At 60.8% G+C, this 18345-nt stretch carries 21 protein-coding genes and 1 tRNA gene; 4 read left to right on the forward strand and 18 right to left on the reverse strand.

Annotated elements, in window-relative coordinates; all coding sequences use genetic code 11:
- Window positions 1-325: Clp protease N-terminal domain-containing protein (locus tag RMO23_RS10220; RefSeq protein WP_309681101.1), on the reverse strand; the 325-nt coding region annotated here is incomplete at its 3' end.
- A 113-nt stretch (window positions 326-438) separates the two neighbouring features.
- Here RMO23_RS10220 and RMO23_RS10225 point away from each other — a divergent pair.
- The gene (locus RMO23_RS10225) at window positions 439-1035 is read left to right on the forward strand and encodes a hypothetical protein (RefSeq protein WP_309681103.1); all 597 of its coding nucleotides are present in this window, start codon (window positions 439-441) and stop codon (window positions 1033-1035) included.
- 65 nt (window positions 1036-1100) lie between these two features.
- Here the strand turns inward: RMO23_RS10225 and RMO23_RS10230 are convergent, their stop codons facing one another.
- From RMO23_RS10230 to RMO23_RS10260, 7 genes are all read right to left on the reverse strand, one after another.
- Complete coding sequence (locus RMO23_RS10230; RefSeq protein WP_309681105.1) at window positions 1101-1574, reverse strand: molybdenum cofactor biosynthesis protein MoaE; 474 nt, start codon at window positions 1572-1574, stop codon at window positions 1101-1103.
- A gap of 2 nt (window positions 1575-1576) precedes the next feature.
- Complete coding sequence (locus RMO23_RS10235; protein WP_309681106.1) at window positions 1577-1828, reverse strand: MoaD/ThiS family protein; 252 nt, start codon at window positions 1826-1828, stop codon at window positions 1577-1579.
- Between the two features lie 7 nt (window positions 1829-1835).
- A complete protein-coding gene (gene glp, locus RMO23_RS10240) occupies window positions 1836-3104 on the reverse strand; it encodes a gephyrin-like molybdotransferase Glp (protein ID WP_309681108.1) in 1269 nt (422 codons plus the stop codon).
- A gap of 37 nt (window positions 3105-3141) precedes the next feature.
- Window positions 3142-3687 carry a molybdopterin-guanine dinucleotide biosynthesis protein B gene (gene mobB / locus RMO23_RS10245; RefSeq protein WP_309681110.1) on the reverse strand — a complete coding sequence of 182 codons (546 nt, stop codon included), beginning with the start codon at window positions 3685-3687 and terminating at the stop codon, window positions 3142-3144.
- Window positions 3688-3775: 88 nt separating this feature from the next.
- Window positions 3776-5203 (reverse strand): threonine synthase, encoded by a 1428-nt coding sequence (gene thrC, locus RMO23_RS10250; RefSeq protein WP_309681112.1) that lies wholly within the window; start codon window positions 5201-5203, stop codon window positions 3776-3778.
- Complete coding sequence (locus RMO23_RS10255; RefSeq protein WP_309681140.1) at window positions 5203-6525, reverse strand: homoserine dehydrogenase; 1323 nt, start codon at window positions 6523-6525, stop codon at window positions 5203-5205. Before RMO23_RS10255 ends, thrC begins: the two co-directional genes overlap by 1 nt.
- A gap of 35 nt (window positions 6526-6560) precedes the next feature.
- A complete protein-coding gene (locus RMO23_RS10260; RefSeq protein WP_309681114.1) occupies window positions 6561-7784 on the reverse strand; it encodes a pyridoxal phosphate-dependent aminotransferase in 1224 nt (407 codons plus the stop codon).
- A 176-nt stretch (window positions 7785-7960) separates the two neighbouring features.
- Here RMO23_RS10260 and RMO23_RS10265 point away from each other — a divergent pair, with 176 nt between their 5' ends.
- The 3 genes from RMO23_RS10265 (at window position 7961) to RMO23_RS10275 (ending at window position 10854) form a co-directional block, all read left to right on the forward strand.
- Window positions 7961-8371, forward strand: coding sequence for an Mth938-like domain-containing protein (locus RMO23_RS10265; protein ID WP_309681116.1), 411 nt, complete (start codon window positions 7961-7963; stop codon window positions 8369-8371).
- A 122-nt stretch (window positions 8372-8493) separates the two neighbouring features.
- Window positions 8494-8970 carry a peroxiredoxin gene (locus tag RMO23_RS10270; RefSeq protein WP_309681118.1) on the forward strand — a complete coding sequence of 159 codons (477 nt, stop codon included), beginning with the start codon at window positions 8494-8496 and terminating at the stop codon, window positions 8968-8970.
- A gap of 198 nt (window positions 8971-9168) precedes the next feature.
- Window positions 9169-10854 carry a PhoH family protein gene (locus tag RMO23_RS10275; RefSeq protein ID WP_309681120.1) on the forward strand — a complete coding sequence of 562 codons (1686 nt, stop codon included), beginning with the start codon at window positions 9169-9171 and terminating at the stop codon, window positions 10852-10854.
- Between the two features lie 102 nt (window positions 10855-10956).
- On the opposite strand, the gene RMO23_RS10280 is transcribed toward RMO23_RS10275, so the two are convergent.
- The 10 genes from RMO23_RS10280 to RMO23_RS10325 all read right to left on the reverse strand — a co-directional run.
- Window positions 10957-11031 (reverse strand) — tRNA-Val (locus tag RMO23_RS10280).
- A 29-nt stretch (window positions 11032-11060) separates the two neighbouring features.
- On the reverse strand, window positions 11061-11783 hold the full coding sequence (dnaQ, locus tag RMO23_RS10285; RefSeq protein WP_309681122.1) for a DNA polymerase III subunit epsilon: 723 nt from the start codon (window positions 11781-11783) through the stop codon (window positions 11061-11063).
- A gap of 17 nt (window positions 11784-11800) precedes the next feature.
- The gene (gene fdx / locus RMO23_RS10290; RefSeq protein ID WP_309681124.1) at window positions 11801-12139 is read right to left on the reverse strand and encodes an ISC system 2Fe-2S type ferredoxin; all 339 of its coding nucleotides are present in this window, start codon (window positions 12137-12139) and stop codon (window positions 11801-11803) included.
- A 14-nt stretch (window positions 12140-12153) separates the two neighbouring features.
- Entirely contained in the window at window positions 12154-14016 is a 1863-nt protein-coding gene (gene hscA / locus RMO23_RS10295) for a Fe-S protein assembly chaperone HscA (protein WP_309681126.1), read from the reverse strand.
- A 19-nt stretch (window positions 14017-14035) separates the two neighbouring features.
- Window positions 14036-14554: a Fe-S protein assembly co-chaperone HscB gene (gene hscB / locus RMO23_RS10300; RefSeq protein ID WP_309681128.1), complete on the reverse strand. Its 519-nt coding sequence runs from the start codon at window positions 14552-14554 to the stop codon at window positions 14036-14038.
- A 71-nt stretch (window positions 14555-14625) separates the two neighbouring features.
- Window positions 14626-14949 carry an iron-sulfur cluster assembly protein IscA gene (gene iscA / locus RMO23_RS10305; protein ID WP_011801674.1) on the reverse strand — a complete coding sequence of 108 codons (324 nt, stop codon included), beginning with the start codon at window positions 14947-14949 and terminating at the stop codon, window positions 14626-14628.
- A gap of 46 nt (window positions 14950-14995) precedes the next feature.
- Window positions 14996-15382 (reverse strand): Fe-S cluster assembly scaffold IscU, encoded by a 387-nt coding sequence (iscU, locus tag RMO23_RS10310; RefSeq protein ID WP_309681133.1) that lies wholly within the window; start codon window positions 15380-15382, stop codon window positions 14996-14998.
- A gap of 42 nt (window positions 15383-15424) precedes the next feature.
- Complete coding sequence (locus RMO23_RS10315) at window positions 15425-16642, reverse strand: IscS subfamily cysteine desulfurase (RefSeq protein WP_309681135.1); 1218 nt, start codon at window positions 16640-16642, stop codon at window positions 15425-15427.
- 93 nt (window positions 16643-16735) lie between these two features.
- On the reverse strand, window positions 16736-17272 hold the full coding sequence (gene iscR, locus RMO23_RS10320) for a Fe-S cluster assembly transcriptional regulator IscR (RefSeq protein ID WP_309681137.1): 537 nt from the start codon (window positions 17270-17272) through the stop codon (window positions 16736-16738).
- A gap of 229 nt (window positions 17273-17501) precedes the next feature.
- A partial coding sequence (locus tag RMO23_RS10325; RefSeq protein ID WP_309681139.1) for a helicase-related protein occupies window positions 17502-18345 on the reverse strand: 844 nt, incomplete at its 5' end.

The following is an 18345-nucleotide window of genomic DNA, read 5'->3' on the forward strand; positions in this document are numbered from 1 at the left end:
ACAGCTCGCCGGCAATGAACTGGTCGTTGCGCTTGATGGCTTCTTTTTCGGTCGCCTGCAGCAGTTTGGCCAGCTCCTGGCCGACCTGGATCTGGTCCTGGCCCTGCACCTGGGGCAGCTTTTTCACGGCGGCATCGGCCGCCTGCACCAGGCCGCCCACGTTGACGCCGGCCTTTTCGAGCAGGGCGCGCGGCCCGTCGTCCTGGCGCAGCATCGCCAACAGCAAATGCGCCGGCTCGATGTAGCCGTTGTCATTACCCAGAGCCAGCGACTGGGCGTCGCTCAGGGCTTCCTGGAATTTGGTGGTCAGTTTGTCTTGTCGCATGGGTTTTTCTCCGAATTGCTGGGTAGTTCGGGCTGGTCTGCCCATTTTCAAGCCGGAAAGGCAACACCCTGTTGCGCCAGATCAAACCCGGCTCCACCGCCTAAAATCGGCGCATGAATATTCACCAGCTCAATGTCAGTTATGTGCAGGAGCAGGACCGGCTGTTGCTGCGCATCAACACCGGTGCCGGTGACGAACTGCGCCTGTGGTTTACCCGCCGCCTGACGCTCAAGCTGCTGCCGGCGCTCAACAGCACCTCGGCCACCCAGATGCAGCGCTACACCGCCCAGACCAGCCCGGCCGCGTCGCTGGAGGCGCAGCGCCAGAGTCTGCTGGACAGCTTTCAGAAAGAGGCGGCCGCCTACCAGGGGGATTTTTCAACGCCCTACCAGGAACTGGCAAAACCGCACGCCCAGGCGTCCGCAACACGCCAGGGCACCGAACCCTGGCTGATTTCTGAAGTGAAATTGACGTTGCGCCCGACCGGGCAGCTGCAGCTGCAGCTGATTGAAAAACTGCCGACCCAGACCCGCGATGCGCAGGTTGCGATGGACCCACCCCTGACCCAGGGACTGCTGCACCTGCTGCTGCAGGCCCTTAAAAAGTCAAAATGGCTTGAACTGCAGCCAGCAGCGGCCAGGCTGGAGGCCGGCGCCCCGGCCGATGAAATCGCCCCGGACGAGGCAGACAAACCGAGGTATTTGAACTGAGGCGGGTCCGCTCAGGCCCTCAACCCATCCCCCCAGCCAGCCACCCAGCCACCCAGCCCGGCAGCTCATGTATTGCGGGCTTCAATACCCCATTTGGCCAGCGCCGCATCGTCGCTGACCCGCGCATCGACCCAGCGCGCGCCTTCGGGGGTTTGCTCTTTCTTCCAGAACGGTGCCTGGGTTTTGAGGTAGTCCATCAGAAACTCGCAGGCCTGAAAGCTCTCACCCCGGTGCGCCGATGTCACCGCCACCATCACCACCTGATCGAGCGGCTGCAGCAGGCCAACGCGGTGAATGACCCGCGCGCCCAGGATGTCAAAGCGCCGAAAAGCCTCGTCAATCATGGCCTCGATGGCCTTTTCGGTCATGCCGGGGTAGTGCTCCAGCTCCATGCTGTTGACGCTCAGCCCGTCATTGCGGTCACGGACCGTGCCTATAAAACTGCAGACGGCGCCAATGCGCTTGTCATTTTTTCGCAGCGTCCCAATCTCCTCGGCAAGATTGAAATCTTCGATTTGAATCGACACACGCGAGGTCATGTTTAACCTCCGGTCACCGGTGGGAAAAACGCCACCTCGCAGCCCTCGGTCAGCGCAGCCGATTCATCGCTCATGACCTGGTTCAGCGCCATGCGCACGGCCTTGCCGCGGGCCAGGCTGCTGGCGTGCGCCGGGCTGGCGGCCAGCAGTTCGTCGCGCAGGCCGGTCAAGGTGGTGGCCGCGGTGTCGCGCAACTCGCTGCCCTGCCCCATGACTTCGCGGATCGAGGCAAAGTATTTGACGGTGACTTTCATGCGGGCCTCAGGACAGGAGTGCGGAAAACGGGATGAACTGCACCATATCGCCGTGCGCAATGCTCTGGCCGGCCGGGTTGTCGACGAGCCCGTCGCCCCAGACCGCCGACGTCAGCACACCGGAACTCTGGTTGGCGAACAGCTCCAGCCCACCCGCCGGATTGCGCCGCACCCGCAGGAATTCCCGGCGCTTATCGGCCCTGGCCCAATCAAAATGCGCAGGTATTGCTATTGATTTAGTAGCAACGTCAGTCATGCCCTGCAGCCGCAGCAAAAACGGCCGGACCAGCAGCAAGAAGGTGACGAAGCTCGACACCGGGTTGCCCGGCAGGCCGATAAAGTGGGCGGAGCCGACCTCGCCATACGCAAACGGCTTGCCCGGCTTGATGGCAATCTGCCAGAGGTTGAGCTGGCCCAGCGCCTGCACGGCGGGCTTGATGTGGTCTTCCTCGCCGACCGAAACGCCGCCGCTGGTCAGAATCAGGTCATGCCCGGCGCTGGCGTCTTTCAGCGCGGCCACGGTGGCATCGAGCCGGTCCGGCACGATGCCCATATCGGTCACCACGCAGCCCAGCCGCAGCAGCAAGGCGCGCAGAAAGAAGCGGTTGGAGTTGTAAATGGCGCCAGCCGGCAGGTCGGCGGGCGCCACGTCGCCAGGCATAACCAGCTCATCGCCGGTCGAGAACAGGGCCACGCGCACGCGCGGCGCCAGTGGCAGCTGCGCAAAGCCGATGCTGGCGGCCAGCCCCAGCGCGGCCGGGTCCAGCCGCTTGCCGCGCTGCAGCACCACCGAGCCTGCCGCCACGTCCTCGCCCTGGCGGCGAATCCACTGGCCGGGTTGGGGTGGCACCAGAAGGCGCACGCCATCGGCGCCCACGGTTTGGCAGTCTTCCTGCATCACCACGGCGTCGGCGCCGGACGGAATCGGCGCGCCGGTGAAGATGCGCGCGGCCGACATGGCGGCCAGGGCTTGCCCGCTGCTGCCGGCGGCAATGCGCTGGTTGACCTGCAACAAGGTCGTGGCATCGGCCCAGTCGGCGCAGCGCACCGCATAGCCATCCATGGCGCTGTTGTCGTGCCCCGGCACGTTGAGCGCAGACACCAGGTCTTGCGCCAGCACGCGGCCATCGGCCTCGAAGGTGAAAACGCTTTCAATGCCTGGCAGCGGCGTGGCCTGCGCCAGCAGCTCGGCCAGCGCCTGATCGAGCGGCTTGAGCGGGGCACGCACGGGCGTTGCGGGACTGGACGGCTTGGTATCGGCAGGGCTCATGGTCATCGGTTTCGGGCTGAATCGGGGGCGCTGAATGACGGCCTCAGGCGCGGCTCCAGTCGCGGTTTTCAAACGAATAGGCAAAGCGCTCCTGATTGTTGACCAGGTAGTCGGCCACGGCCTCTGCATCGTTCAAATCCAGCACCGGACGCAAGGTTGCTTCGGGCAGCTGGCCGGGGGAATCGGTGGCGATGGCGACGATGAAATCGTCTTCCATGTAGCGCGTGGGCTTGCCGGACGAGGCGCGCCAGACTTCAATCTTGAGCAGGTCGCTGCTCTTGAAGCCTTCCACCAGCACCCAGTCCACCCCCTCGTACAGCTCGGCAATCAGCTGGTGCACGCTCATCGCGGCGGGCTGCTCGAACTCACGCATCAGGGCCAGCCGGTTTTGCGAGGCCACCACCACCTCGAAGGCACCGGCCTGGCGGTGGCGGTACGTATCCTTGCCCGGGTGGTCGATGTCAAACTTGTGATGGGCATGCTTGACGACCGACACGCGCAGGCCGCGAGCCTTTAGCGCGGGAATCAGCTTTTCCACCAGCGTGGTCTTGCCCGAGCCAGAGTACCCGGCAAATCCAACGACGTTCATGAGGCGGCCTTCAAGGTCACGGAAGAAAACTGTGTCGCTATCATTTAAATAGCTGCTACCGCCCATTGCATATGGGCCAGAGGCCTTTTTAGCCGGTATTTTCGGCAATATGGCGCTTTACCACCGCGGCGTCGGCCGGCAACACCTTGACGCGCTTGGGCAGGGCCTCTATGCCCTCAAACCGGGCCGGGCGCGGCGGGGTTTGGCCCAGCGCCTCTTCAATGGTTTCGGCAAACTTGATGGGCAGCGCCGTCTCCAGCACGATCATCGGCACGCCCGGCTGCAGATGCTCGCGCGCCACCTTCAGGCCGTCGGCGGTGTGGGTGTCAATCAGGGTGTCAAAGCGCTGGTAGGTGTCCCTGATCGTGGCCAGCCGGTCGGCGTGCGTGCTCTTGCCGCTGACAAAGCCATAACGCTGGGCCGCAAGGGCAAAGGCGGCATCGCCGCTCAGGTCAAAACTGCCCTGGCTGGACAGCTGGTCATGAAACAGCGTCCGGGCCTTGGCGCCGTCACGGCCGAGCAGGTCAAACACAAAGCGCTCAAAATTTGAGGCCTTGGAAATGTCCATCGACGGGCTGGAGGTTTCATGCGTATCGGCGCTGCCGCGCACCCGGTAAACGCCGGTGCGAAAGAACTCGTCGAGCACATCGTTCTCGTTGGTCGCCACCACCAGCTGCTGGATCGGCAAACCCATCATGCGCGCCACATGGCCGGCGCAGACATTGCCGAAGTTGCCGGATGGCACAGCAAAGCTGACCTTCTCTGTATTCGACTTCGTGGCTTGAAAATAACCGGCAAAGTAGTAAACGACTTGGGCCATCAAGCGCGCCCAGTTGATCGAATTGACGGTGCCGATCTTGTACCGGCGCTTGAAATCGAGGTCGTTGGACACCGCCTTGACGATGTCCTGGCAATCGTCAAACACGCCTTCCACTGCGAGGTTGTGAATGTTCGCGTCCTGCAGGCTGAACATCTGCGCCTGCTGGAACGGGCTCATGCGGCCGTTCGGGCTCAGCATGAAAACCCGCACGCCCTGTTTGCCGCGCATGGCGTACTCGGCGGCGCTGCCGGTGTCGCCGCTGGTGGCGCCCAGGATGTTGAGTTCCTCACCGCGGCGCGCCAGTTCGTACTCGAACAGGTTGCCCAGCAACTGCATCGCCATGTCCTTGAAGGCCAGCGTCGGGCCGTTGGACAGGGACTCGAGATACAGGCCGTTTTCCAGCTTTTTGAGCGGAACAATCTCTTTCGTGCCAAAGACCGCTTCGGTGTAGGTCTTGCGGCAAATCGCTTTCAGGTCAGCCGCCGGAATGTCGTCGATGTAGAGCGACAGCACTTCAAAGGCCAGATCGGCATAGGGCAGGCCGCGCCATTTTTGCAGGGTGGCCGTGCCGACTTGCGGATACTGCTCGGGCAGGTACAGGCCGCCATCGGGCGCCAGGCCTTCCAGCAGGATTTCGCAAAAGCGTTTGCGCTCAGCCGTGTCGGGGGATGAGGCCCGGGTCGAGAGGTAACGCATCAGGCCAGTTCCTCCTTGCGGATGCGCGTGATCGGCGCCAGCACCGTCGGCAGCGCCTGCATCTGCGCCAGCGCGTCATTCATCCTGGCCTCCAGACAGTCGTGCGTCAGGATGATGAGATCGGTCTGGGTCGAGCCTTCGCCGCCCACTTCGTCGGCCTCGCGCTGCAGCACGGCATCAATGCTGATGCCGGCCTCGGCCAGAATGCCGGTCACATTGGCCAGCACGCCGGCTTCGTCCGCCACTTTCAGGCGCAGGTAGTAGCTGGTCACCACGTCACCCATGGCCAGCACCGGCGTGTCGCTCATGGCGTCGGGCTGGAAGGCCAGATGCGGCACGCGCTGCGCGGCGTCGGCGGTGTGCAAACGCGTGATGTCGACCAGGTCGGCAATCACGGCGCTGGCCGTCGGCTCGCTGCCCGCGCCCTTGCCGTAGTACAGCGTGGTGCCCACGGCATCGCCATGCACCATGACGGCGTTCATGGCGCCTTCGACATTGGCGATCAGGCGCTTGACTGGCACCAGGCTGGGGTGCACACGCAACTCAATGCCCTTGTCGGTTTTCTTGGTGATGCCCAGCAGCTTGATGCGGTAGCCAAGCTGCTCGGCGTACTTGATGTCCTGCGCGCCCAGCTGGGTGATGCCTTCCACATAGGCCTTGTCAAACTGCACCGGAATGCCAAAGGCAATCGCCGACATCAAGGTCACCTTGTGCGCGGCGTCCACGCCTTCAATGTCAAAGGTCGGGTCGGCTTCGGCGTAACCCAGGCGCTGCGCTTCTTTCAGCACCACGTCAAAGTCCAAACCCTTGTCGCGCATTTCACTCAGGATGAAATTGGTGGTGCCGTTGATGATGCCGGCAACCCATTCGATGCGGTTGGCGGTCAACCCCTCGCGCAGCGACTTGATGATGGGGATGCCGCCCGCCACCGCCGCCTCAAAAGCCACCATCACGCCCTTGCGGTGCGCGGCGGCAAAAATCTCGGTGCCGTGCACGGCCAGCAAGGCCTTGTTGGCGGTCACCACATGCTTGCCCGCTTCAATCGCTTCCATCACCAACTGGCGCGCAATGCCGTAGCCACCAATCAGCTCGATCACGATGTCAATGTCGGGGTTGGCAATCACGGCGCGCGCATCGCTGACCACCTGCACGCCATCGCCCACGGCGGCTTGCGCCCGTGCGGTGTCCAGGTCGGCCACCATGGCAATTTCAATGCCCCGCCCGGCCCGGCGCTGGATCTCTTCCTGGTTGCGCAGCAATACGTTGAACACGCCGCCGCCTACCGTGCCAATGCCCAGCAGGCCCACTTTGATGGATGTCAGATTCGTCAATTTCGGTTTCATGATGTTGGAAGGGTTTAGCGGTTATTTTTTCGGTAGTTTTCAAGAAACCTGGCAATTCGCGCAATCGCTTCGCGCAGGTCTTCCTCATGCGGCAAAAAGACGATGCGAAAATGATCCGGTGCTGCCCAGTTAAAGCCGGTGCCCTGCACCAGCATCACCTTGGTTTCCTTCAGCAGCTCCAGAAAAAACTGCCGGTCGTCCTTGATCGGGTAGACCTTGGGGTCGAGCTTGGGAAACATGTAAAGCGCCGCGCAGGGCTTGACGCAGCTGACACCCGGAATCGCGGTGATCAGCTCATAGGCCAGGTCGCGCTGGCGGCGCAGGCGCCCGCCCTCGCCGGTCAGGTCGTTGATGCTCTGGTAGCCGCCCAGCGCGGTCTGGATCGCCCACTGGCCCGGCACGTTGGAGCACAGCTTCATATTGGCCAGCATGTTCAGGCCCTCGATGTAGTCCTGCGCCTTCATCTTGGGACCAGAGACGACCAGCCAGCCGGCACGGTAGCCGCAGGAACGGTAGCTCTTGGAGAGTGAATTGAAAGTCAGTGTCAGCACATCGGTTGACAGGCTGGCCAGCGCGGTGTGACGCGCGCCGTCGTACAGCACCTTGTCATACACCTCGTCGGCCAGGATGACCAGACCGTGCTCGCGCGCGATCTCGACAATGCTGACCAGCAAGGCATCCGAATACAGCGCACCCGTCGGATTGTTCGGGTTGATGACCACGATGCCCTTGGTTTTGGGCGTGATCCTGGCGCGAATGTCGTCCAGATTCGGCATCCAGCCGTTTTCTTCATCGCAGCGGTAATGCACCGGCGTGCCGCCCGACAGGCTGGTCGAGGCGGTCCACAAGGGGTAGTCGGGCGCCGGCAGCAGCAATTCGTCACCATCGTCCAGCAGCGCGTTGGTGGCCATCGCGATCAGTTCGCTTGCCCCATTGCCCAGGTAAACGTCGTCCAGGGTCACGCCCTTGATGCCCTGCTTCTGGGTTTCGTGCATCACCGCCTTGCGCGCCGCAAAAATGCCTTTGCTGTCCGAATAACCGGCCGAGGTGGGCAGGTTGCGAATCATGTCCTGCTGGATTTCTTCGGGTGCATCAAAACCGAACACCGCCAGGTTACCCAGGTTGAGCTTGATCAGATGCTGCCCCTCTTCCTCCATCTGCTTGGCGGCGTCCATGATCGGGCCACGGATGTCGTAGAGCACATTGGCCAATTTGGCAGATTTGGTGATCGGTTTCATGAATGCTTTTTTTGAGGGGTATTCAGGCAAAGCCCGCCGGACGCGCCTGTTGCGCGGGAAAATTCAAGCGGAATCTATAATTTGACCACATAAAAGGCGGGTTTCACTGGTCCGGCGCTGGCGGTCGGGCGCGGCCCGGCACTCGCATTGCACCCCGGAACCTCCCCAGACTTCGCATGAAACTCCAACCTGACCGTCTCGACGTCCAATCCATCCTGGGTTATGGCCCCGGCTGGGTCGGGCTCGGGCACAACGGCGTGGCCGAAAAAGTCGAGTACAGCGTCGTGATTGGCTCGGGCGGCGAAAGATTTGCCTGGAATTGCCCGAAGTTTGAACAGCTCACTGCCGAGCATTTCGCGCTTTTGACGACAACGCAGCCAGAGTTGGTGATTTTTGGCAGCGGTACCCGCCTGCGCTTTCCGCCGCCGGCGTTTTTGCGCAGCCTGATGGAAAAACGCATCGGCATTGAAACCATGGACACGCTGGCCGCTTGCCGCACCTACAACATCCTGGCCGGGGAAGGTCGCCGGGTAATTGCAGCACTGCTGATTGAAACAGAAAGCCCCGTTAATGAGGCAAGCGACTGAAGCATCGCCTCTTTCAGAGTAAAATCTAGGGTTGCACTTGGCAGCACATCCCGGAATTACCGCCAGGGGCGTTGCCAGGGGCCACGGCTAATTACAACTACTTTCGTCAGGGTCCACTCAGTATGGCAGTCGTCGTCAATAAACCACTTCCCGAATTTGAAGCGATCGCCACAGGCGGCCTCAAGGTTTCCAATCAGACCCATCTGGGGAAAGTCGTCGTCTTGTACTTTTACCCCAAAGACAACACGCCCGGCTGCACCACCGAAGCCATGCAATTTCGTGACCGTTACAAGGACTTTGTCAAGGCTGGCGCCACCGTTTTTGGCGTGTCACGCGACAACATGAAGTCGCACGACGAATTCAAGGCCAAACTTGAGCTTCCGTTCGAGTTGATTGCGGACACCGAAGAAAAGATGTGCCACATGTTTGGCGTGGTCAAAAACAAGATCATGTACGGCAAAAAGGTCAAAGGCATTGAGCGCAGTACCTTTTTGGTCGGCGCCGACGGTCTGCTGAAAGAAGAGTGGCGCGGCCTGAAGGTACCCGGGCATGTGGACGATGTCCTCAAGGCGGTGAAGGCGCTCAAAAAGCCCGCCTGACCCCCGCTGCCGGGCAGCAGTGCGCAACATTGCGCAACATTGAGGTCTGCCAGCAACAGTCAATTGCCGTGCCTCCGGACTTGTGCATAATGAACTCATGCTGTTGACCCTTACAACTGCGCTCACCGAAAAAGCCGCCCTGGCCTCAGGGCGGCTTTTTCACTTCTGCAACCAGAACTTCAGAGAGTTTTAAGCACTATGCCCCTGCCCCCCGCCCCGACCAAACGTGCCGCATTGCTCTCCACCGATGCCTTTGATGCACCGGCCCGCTCGCCCGCCAGGCCTTCCCGAAAGAAGGACAACGCCGAATCAAGCCAGAAACCGCCGGTACTGGACCTGTTTGACAGCCGCATCGCCGCGGGTGGCGAGCATCCCGTCGCCTTCAGGGCAAAAGACCCGTCCAGCCCAGGAAGCACAGGCACAGGTGGCTATAAAAAAGAGAGCGAACTGGTACAGCTAGCGGTGCAAAAACCGAAGAAAGCCAAACGCACGGGCCCCAGCAAACTGTTTGTGCTTGATACCAATGTGCTGATGCACGACCCGATGTGCCTGTTCCGTTTCGAAGAGCACGACATCTTTTTGCCGATGATCGTACTGGAAGAACTCGACGGTCATAAAAAAGGCATGACCGAAGTCGCCCGCAACGCGCGCCAGACCAGCCGCACGCTGGACGCGCTGGCCGGAGCCCAGGGCGCCGACATCGCCAAAGGTCTCAAACTGGACACCACCGGCCACCGCGAATCGGGGGGCAGCCTGTTTTTTCAGACCCAGCCGCTGGACTACACGCTACCGACGAGCCTGCCGCAAGGCAAGGCCGACAACCAGATTCTGGGTGTGGTCGAGGCCCTGCGCAAGGAATATGCCCCGCGCGAAGTGGTGCTGGTGTCCAAGGACATCAACATGCGCGTCAAGGCCCGCGCACTCGGGTTGGCCACCGACGACTACCAGAACGACAAGACCCTTGAAGACGGCGACCTGCTGTATTCAGGCTCGCTGGCCCTGCCAACAGATTTCTGGACGCGCCAGAGCAAAACCGTGGAAAGCTGGCAGCAAGGCAGTTACACCTTCTACCGCATTACCGGCCCGATAGTGGCCAGTCTGCTGATCAACCAGTTTGTGTTTTTTGAGGCGCCAGGCGAGCCGCCGCTGTACGCCCGCGTCACGGAGATCCGCGACAAGACGGCGGTGCTGAAGACCCTGAAGGACTACAACCACCTGAAAAATGCGGTCTGGGGCGTAACCACCCGCAACCGTGAGCAGAACTTCGCGATGAACCTGCTGATGGACCCGGAAGTCGACTTCGTGACCCTGGCCGGCACGGCAGGCACCGGCAAAACGCTGATGGCGCTGGCCAGCGGACTGACACAAGTGCTGGACGATCGCCGCTACACCGAAATCATCATGACCCGCGCCACGGTGTCGGTCGGCGAAGACATTGGTTTTCTGCCCGGTACCGAAGAAGAGAAAATGGGCCCCTGGATGGGTGCGCTGGATGACAACCTGGAGGTGCTGGGCAAGACCGACAGCGGCGGCTCTGGCGAATGGGGCCGTGCCGCCACCAACGAGTTGATCCGTTCGCGCATCAAGGTGAAAAGCATGAACTTCATGCGCGGCCGCACCTTTTTGAACAAATACGTCATCATCGACGAAGCGCAAAACCTGACACCCAAGCAGATGAAAACCCTCATCACCCGCGCCGGCCCCGGCACCAAGATTGTCTGCATGGGCAACCTGGCGCAGATCGACACGCCCTACCTGACCGAAGGCTCGTCGGGCATGACTTTTGCCGTGGACCGTTTCAAGGGCTGGCCGCACGGCGGGCACATCACGCTGGCACGCGGTGAACGCTCACGGCTGGCGGACTTTGCCAGCGAGGTGCTCTGACGCCGGTGCTGCCCACGCTCGCTGCGTATTGGCAGCCAGAAGTGAAAAAGGCCAAGTCAAACGACTTGGCCTTTTTTTTATTCTTTATTGTTCTTCGAATTCTGGTGGGCGGTGCAGGCTTCGAACCTGCGACCCCTGCAGTGTGAATGCAGTGCTCTACCCCTGAGCTAACCGCCCTATTGGTCAGCCTAAGATTATATGCTGTTTCAAGCCGCTTTTTCAGCCAGCGCTGCTTCAAGGCGCCAAACAGTTTTTCCCTTGCTGGCCTTGTCGATATCCTGCAGCAGCTTCTCGTGATCGGCCATTTCCTGATCATTGGCGGCCAGCACCGGCAGCACAAAGGTACTGAGGTCAACGACGGGTGCATCGTCGCCGTCCTGACTGGGGCCACCCACATCCATCATCAGGCTGTTTTGCCCGCGTGTAAGGTTGATGTACACGTCGGCCAGCAGTTCGGCATCGAGCAAGGCGCCGTGCAGGGTGCGACCGGAGTTGTCCACTTCCAGCCGGTCACACAGCGCGTCGAGCGAGTTGCGCTTGCCGGGGAAAAGCTCCTTGGCCATCATCAGGCTGTCGGTGACTTTTGCCACGCACTGCCTGAGCGGCTCCCTGCCCATCAACTCCAGTTCCTTGTTTAAAAAGCTGACATCGAATGGCGCGTTGTGAATGATGACCTCGGCACCCTGCAGGTAGTCGAGCAATTCGTCGGCGATGATGGCGAACTTGGGCTTGTCTTTCAAGAACTCATTGCTGATGCCGTGCACCTTGAGCGCGTCTTCATGGCTGTCGCGCTCCGGGTTCAGGTAGAAATGCCGGTTGTTGCCGGTGAGCTTGCGCGCCACCATCTCGACACAGCCAATTTCAATGATGCGGTCGCCGTTTTCGGCGGAGAGACCGGTGGTTTCAGTGTCCAGGACAATTTGGCGCATGGCAAATTATGCGGGAATCAATGGACTTCTTTGGCGTGGTTGATGGAGTATTTGGGGATCTCCACCGTCACGTCGGTCTGCGCCAGAACGGCCTGGCAGCTCAGGCGCGAGTGGGGCTCCAGCCCCCAGGCGCGATCCAGCAGGTCCTCTTCGCTTTCATCAAGCTCGTTCAGCGAGTTGAACCCCTCGCGCACAACCACATGGCAGGTGGTGCAGGCGCAGCTCAGGTCGCAGGCATGCTCAATGTTGATCTTGTTGTCGAGCAGGGCCTCGCAAATCGAGGTACCCGCCGGGGCGGTGATCTCGGCGCCCTGCGGGCAATATTCGGGATGGGGCAGTATTTTGATGATGGGCATGCGTATCAGTCGGGTCAGACTGCCTCTATGTTTTTTCCGGCCAGGGCTTGCCTGATGCCGCGGTTCATGCGCAGGGCGGCAAAGGTTTCGGTCCCCTTGGCCAGCGCCTGGGTGGCCGCTTCAACCGTGGCGGCATCACCCTGCAACCGCGCTTCACCCAACGCGGCGATCAGCGCGTCAATCTGCGCCAGTTCGTTGGGGCTCAGCAGGTCAGCATCCGCAGCCAGCGCGCCTTGCGTGGCCAGAATCATGCGGTCAGCGTCGACCCTGGCTTCGGCCAGCGCCCGCGCCTGCATGTCTTGCTGCGCGGTGGAAAAGCTGTCCTGCAGCATGCGGGCGATTTCATCGTCGGACAGACCGTAGGACGGCTTCACGTCGATACGCGCCTCGACGCCACTGACCTGCTCTTTGGCGTTGACGCTGAGCAGCCCATCGGCATCAACGGTGAAGGTGACGCGGATGCGCGCCGCACCGGCCACCATGGGCGGTATGCCGCGCAGCTCAAAACGGGCCAGGCTACGGCAATCGGCGACCAGGTCCCGTTCGCCCTGCACCACATGCAGGGCCAGCGCGGTCTGACCGTCCTGGTAGGTGGTGAAATCCTGCGCCATGGCGGTCGGTATGGTCTGGTTGCGCGGCACAATCCGCTCGACCAGTCCGCCCATGGTTTCAATGCCGAGCGACAGGGGAATCACGTCGAGCAGCAGCAAGTCGCCGCCGGTGTTGTTGCCGGCCAGCTGGTTGGCAGAAATGGCGGCACCCAGCGCGACCACTTCATCGGGGTTGAGGTTGATCAAGGGCTCACTGCCGAAGAAACTGGCGACCGCCTTGCGCACCTGCGGCATGCGGGTCGAGCCCCCCACCAGCACCACACCCCGGATATCGTCCTTGCCCAGCTTCGCATCACGCAAGGTCTTGCGTACCGCCGTCAGGGTGCGCTGGGTCAGGTGGGCGGTGGCGGTTTCGAAGTCAGCCGCGTTCATCTCAAAATTGACCGATGCTTTGGATAGCCGTAGCGAAAAAGGCGCCGAATCTGCGACGGACAATGCTTCCTTGCAGGCCCGCGCGGCCTGCTGCAAGGCGGCCTTGTCGGAGGGCGTGAGGGTATCGAGCGCCAGACCGGCCTTGACCAGCACCCAGTCCGCCAACGCGCGGTCGTAGTCATCACCGCCCAGCGCCGAATCGCCGCCAGTTGACACCACTTCAAACACACCTTGCGTCAGCCGCAGGATGGAGATGTCGAAGGTTCCACCACCGAGGTCATAAACGGCATAAACGCCTTCGCTGGCGTTGTCCAGGCCGTAGGCAATCGCGGCTGCGGTGGGCTCGTTGATGAGACGCAGCACATTCAGGCCGGCCAGTTGCGCGGCGTCTTTCGTGGCCTGGCGCTGGGCTTCGTCAAAGTAAGCGGGAACGGTGATCACCGCGCCATAAACATCGTCATTGAAGGTGTCTTCGGCCCGGTAACGCAGGGTGGCGAGAATCTCGGCGCTGATTTCGACCGGACTTTTCTCGCCGGCCACGGTCTGCAACGTGACCATGCCCGGCTTGTCGTTGAGCTGGTAAGGCAATTGCGTGCGGCTGCCAATGTCGTCAATGCCGCGCCCCATCAGGCGCTTGACCGAAGAGATGGTGTTGCGCGGGTCTTCGACCTGAGCGGCCAAAGCCTCAAAGCCAATCTGGCGCCCCTCGGCATCGAGGTAGCGCACCACACTGGGCAAAAGAACGCGCCCCTGCGCGTCGGGCAGGCATTCGGACACGCCGTTGCGTACGCTGGCTACCAGTGAATGGGTGGTGCCCAGGTCAATGCCGACGGCAATGCGTCGCTGGTGCGGGTCTGGCGCTTGGCCGGGTTCGGATATTTGCAGGAGTGCCATGGCGTTTTCTTGTAGACCCTTATTGTCCCAGTTGGTCGATACGGGCATCCACCTCGCTGGCAAAGCGCTCAATAAACATAAGGCTTCTGACCTGCTGGGCGGCCTGCAGAAAGTCTTTGCTGACGTCCAGCGACTGCTCTATTTTTGATAGCTGCCTGCGCTCGTCCTGATCGACCTCGCTGGCAATATCTTCCATGTTCGCTATGGTTTTCGCTTCGTCCAGGGCTTCGCGCCAGTGCATTTGCTGCATCAGGAAATCGGCCGGCATGGCGGTGTTTTTCTCGGCATTGATGGGCGCGCCGTGCAGTTCGCACAGATAGCTGGCCCGCTTCAACGGATCCTTGAGGCGCTGGTAGGCCTCGTTGATGCGTACCGACCACTGCATCGCCACACGCTGGGCGGCAGCGCCTTGCGCGGCGAATTTGTCGGGATGGGCTTCACGCTGCAGCGCTTTCCAGCGCGCGTCGAGCGCAGCCCGGTCCTGCGCAAACTGCATCGGCACACCAAAAAGCTCAAAGTCGTTGGATTGAAGATTCATGTCACTAAAAAGCCGCCAGCACGGTCAGCGTTGGCGGCTTCCATCAGGGCGCGCAAAGGCGCAAAAACGGCTCAAACCCGAAAGCTCTCTCCACAGCCGCAGCGGTCACGCTCATTGGGATTGATGAACTTGAAGCCCTCGTTCAAACCTTCGCGCACAAAGTCCAGCTGAGTGCCATCGATGTAGGCCATGCTCTTGGGGTCTACCAGCACCTTGACACCGTTGTCTTCAAACACCACGTCTTCGGGCGCGATCTCGTCGGCATACTCCAGCTTGTAGGCCAGGCCCGAGCAACCGGTGGTCTTCACGCCCAGCCGGACGCCCACGCCCTTGCCGCGCTTGGTCATGTAGCGGGTCACGTGGCGGGCAGCGGCATCGGTCAGGGTAACGGACATTTCAATCACTCAACAATTCAATGGGGGCGGGTCAAGAACCAGTGACTCAGTGGGTGTGTCTTTGCTTGTAATCGTTCACGGCGGCCTTGATGGCGTCTTCGGCCAGGATGGAGCAGTGAATCTTGACCGGCGGCAAGGCCAGTTCTTCGGCAATGGCGCTGTTTTTAATGCTGGCCGCCTGGTCCAGCGTCTTGCCCTTGACCCACTCGGTCACGAGCGAGCTGGACGCAATGGCCGAGCCACAGCCGTAGGTCTTGAAGCGGGCGTCTTCAATCACACCGGTGGCGGGGTTGACCTTGATCTGCAGCTTCATCACGTCGCCGCAGGCCGGGGCGCCGACCATGCCGGTACCTACCGTGTCGTCGCCCTTTTCAAAGGATCCGACGTTGCGGGGATTTTCATAGTGGTCTACCACTTTTTCGCTGTATGCCATTTTGTCTACCTCTTTAAGCTGTCTGTATATTGCGGGCCTGCCTTAATGAGCAGCCCACTGGATGGTGGACAGGTCAACGCCATCCTTGAACATTTCCCAGAGCGGAGAAAGCTCGCGCAGCTTGGCCACGTTTTCCTTGATGGTGGCCACCGCGTAATCAATCTCTTCCTCGGTGCTCCAGCGGCCTATCGTCATGCGCAGGCTGCTGTGCGCCAGTTCATCACTGCGGCCCAGGGCGCGCAGCACATAGCTGGGCTCCAGACTGGCCGAAGTGCAGGCCGAACCGCTTGACACTGCCAGGCCCTTGATGCCCATGATCAGCGACTCGCCTTCGACATAGTTGAAGCTCATGTTGAGGTTGTGCGGCACGCGCTTTTCAGCATGCCCGTTCAAAAATACCTCTTCGATGTCCTTGAGACCGTTCAGCATACGGTCGTGCAGGGCCCGGATGCGCATGTTCTCATCGTGCATTTCGGCCTTGGCAATGCGGTAGGCCTCGCCCATGCCCACGCACTGGTGCGTCGGCAGGGTGCCCGAGCGCATGCCGCGCTCGTGCCCGCCGCCGTGCATTTGCGCCTCCAGGCGCACGCGCGGTTTGCGGCGCACATACAAGGCACCGATACCCTTGGGGCCGTAGGTCTTGTGCGAGGTCAGGCTCATCAAATCAACCGGCAAGGTCGCCAGGTCGATGTCCACGCGGCCGGTGGCTTGCGCCCCATCGACATGGAAAATGATGCCTTTTTCGCGGCACAGGGCACCAATTGCAGGAATGTCCTGCACCACGCCGATTTCGTTGTTGACGAACATGACGCTGACCAGAATGGTGTCGGGCCGAATGGCGGCTTTCAACACATCCAGATCAAGCAGGCCGTCGGTCTGCACGTCCAGGTAAGTCACTTCAAACCCTTGGCGCTCCAGCTCACGACAGGTATCAAGCACGGCCTTGTGCTCGGTCTTGACCGTGATGATGTGCTTGCCCTTGGTTTTGTAAAAATGCGCGGCGCCCTTGAGCGCCAGGTTGTTGGACTCGGTGGCACCGCTGGTCCAGACGATCTCGCGCGGGTCGGCGCCAATCAGGGCGGCAATCTGCTCGCGCGCCTTCTCGACAGCGGCTTCTGCTTCCCAACCCCAGGCATGACTGCGGGACGCCGGGTTGCCGAAGTGTTCGCGCAACCAGGGAATCATGGCGTCCACAACCCGTGGGTCACAAGGGTTGGTGGCGCTGTAGTCCATGTAAATGGGGAAATGTGGAGTATCCATGTGGCTAGCTTTTTAATTCACAGGCTGACTGGCAGCTCAAAACAATGACATCGAGGCCATCAAATCAACGCAAAAAACCGCTCGAATCGCCCATCAGGACTTGGAAAATGCATTGCCGAGTGCAAAAACGGAGTTGGGTGCATTCACGCGAATCGGCTTGACAATGGGCGCGGTGAAGATGGCTTTTTTCACCATGGGCGTATTCTCGACCACCACCCCTTTGGCCAACTGGTCATCCACCAGCTTTTGCAGGGTCACCGAATCAAGAAACTCCACCATGCGGCTGTTCAAAGAGGCCCACAGCTCATGCGTCATGCAGCGGCCGCCCTCGCCCAGGCAGTTTTCCTTGCCGCCGCACTGGGTGGCGTCAATTGGCTCGTCCACCGACACAATAATGTCAGCCACAGTGATTTCGGAAGCCTTGCGGCCCAAGGTGTAACCGCCGCCGGGGCCGCGGGTGGACTCGACCAGTTCATGGCGGCGCAGCTTGCCGAACAGTTGCTCAAGGTAGGACAGGGAAATCTGCTGGCGCTGGCTGATGGCGGCCAGGGTGACAGGGCCATTGTTCTGGCGCAGTCCCAGATCGATCATGGCGGTGACCGCAAAACGGCCTTTGGTCGTGAGTCGCATAACAAGCTCCTTTATGTTGGCTTGACTGTCGTTTTCACCCCAAAAGCTTGTGGCCATCAGGGAACTCTTCCTCCAGCCGCCCAGGCCAGTCAGCCGGTTGCGGGGGCTTTATTGTTCTCGGGTTGTTCTTGACTGTTTTCGTCAAGTATACCACAAGCAGGGTTTTTACCCGGATCCCCAAGTCAGCCTGCAGTCATGACCCATAAATGCACCAATTTGGTGCAAACGGCTAAGCCGGAACGATATTGTCCATACCCGGCGCGCCAAAGGCCTGCTGCTTCAGGACGTGCAACTGGTCGCGCACCCTCGCGGCTTTTTCGAACTCCAGGTTTTTCGCATGCTCGATCATCTGCTTTTCGAGCCGCTTGATCTCACGCGCGATGTCTTTCTCGCTCATGTCTTCGACCAGCGCTTTCTGCATTTCGAGTTTTTCGGCTTCCTTGCCGGATTTTTCGCTGTAAACGCCGTCGATCAGGTCCTTGATCCGCTTGACGATGCTGCGCGGCGTAATGCCGTGCTTCAGATTGAAGGCGATCTGTTTGTTGCGGCGGCGCTCGGTTTCGCCCATGGCTTTTTGCATGGAGTCGGTGATGCGGTCGGCATACAGAATGGCCCGGCCGTTGAGGTTTCGGGCGGCCCGGCCTATGGTCTGGATCAGGCTGCGCTCCGACCTTAAAAAGCCCTCCTTGTCGGCGTCCAGAATCGCCACCAGGCTGACTTCAGGGATGTCCAGGCCCTCGCGCAGCAAATTGATGCCGACCAGCACGTCAAATGCGCCCAGGCGCAGGTCGCGCAAAATCTCAACGCGCTCCACCGTATCCACATCGCTGTGAAGGTAGCGTACTTTCACACCGTTTTCGCTCAGGTAGTCTGTCAATTGCTCGGCCATGCGTTTGGTCAAGGTCGTGATCAATACGCGCTCGTTTTTGTCGACCCGAATACGGATTTCACCCAGTACATCGTCCACCTGATTGACCGCCGGGCGCACCTCGACCTGCGGGTCGACCAGGCCCGTGGGCCGCACAACCTGCTCTACGACTTGTCCGGCGTGTTCTCTCTCATACGCCGCCGGC

The organism is Polaromonas sp., assembly GCF_031411155.1.
Classification (GTDB): Bacteria; Pseudomonadota; Gammaproteobacteria; order Burkholderiales; family Burkholderiaceae_C; genus Polaromonas.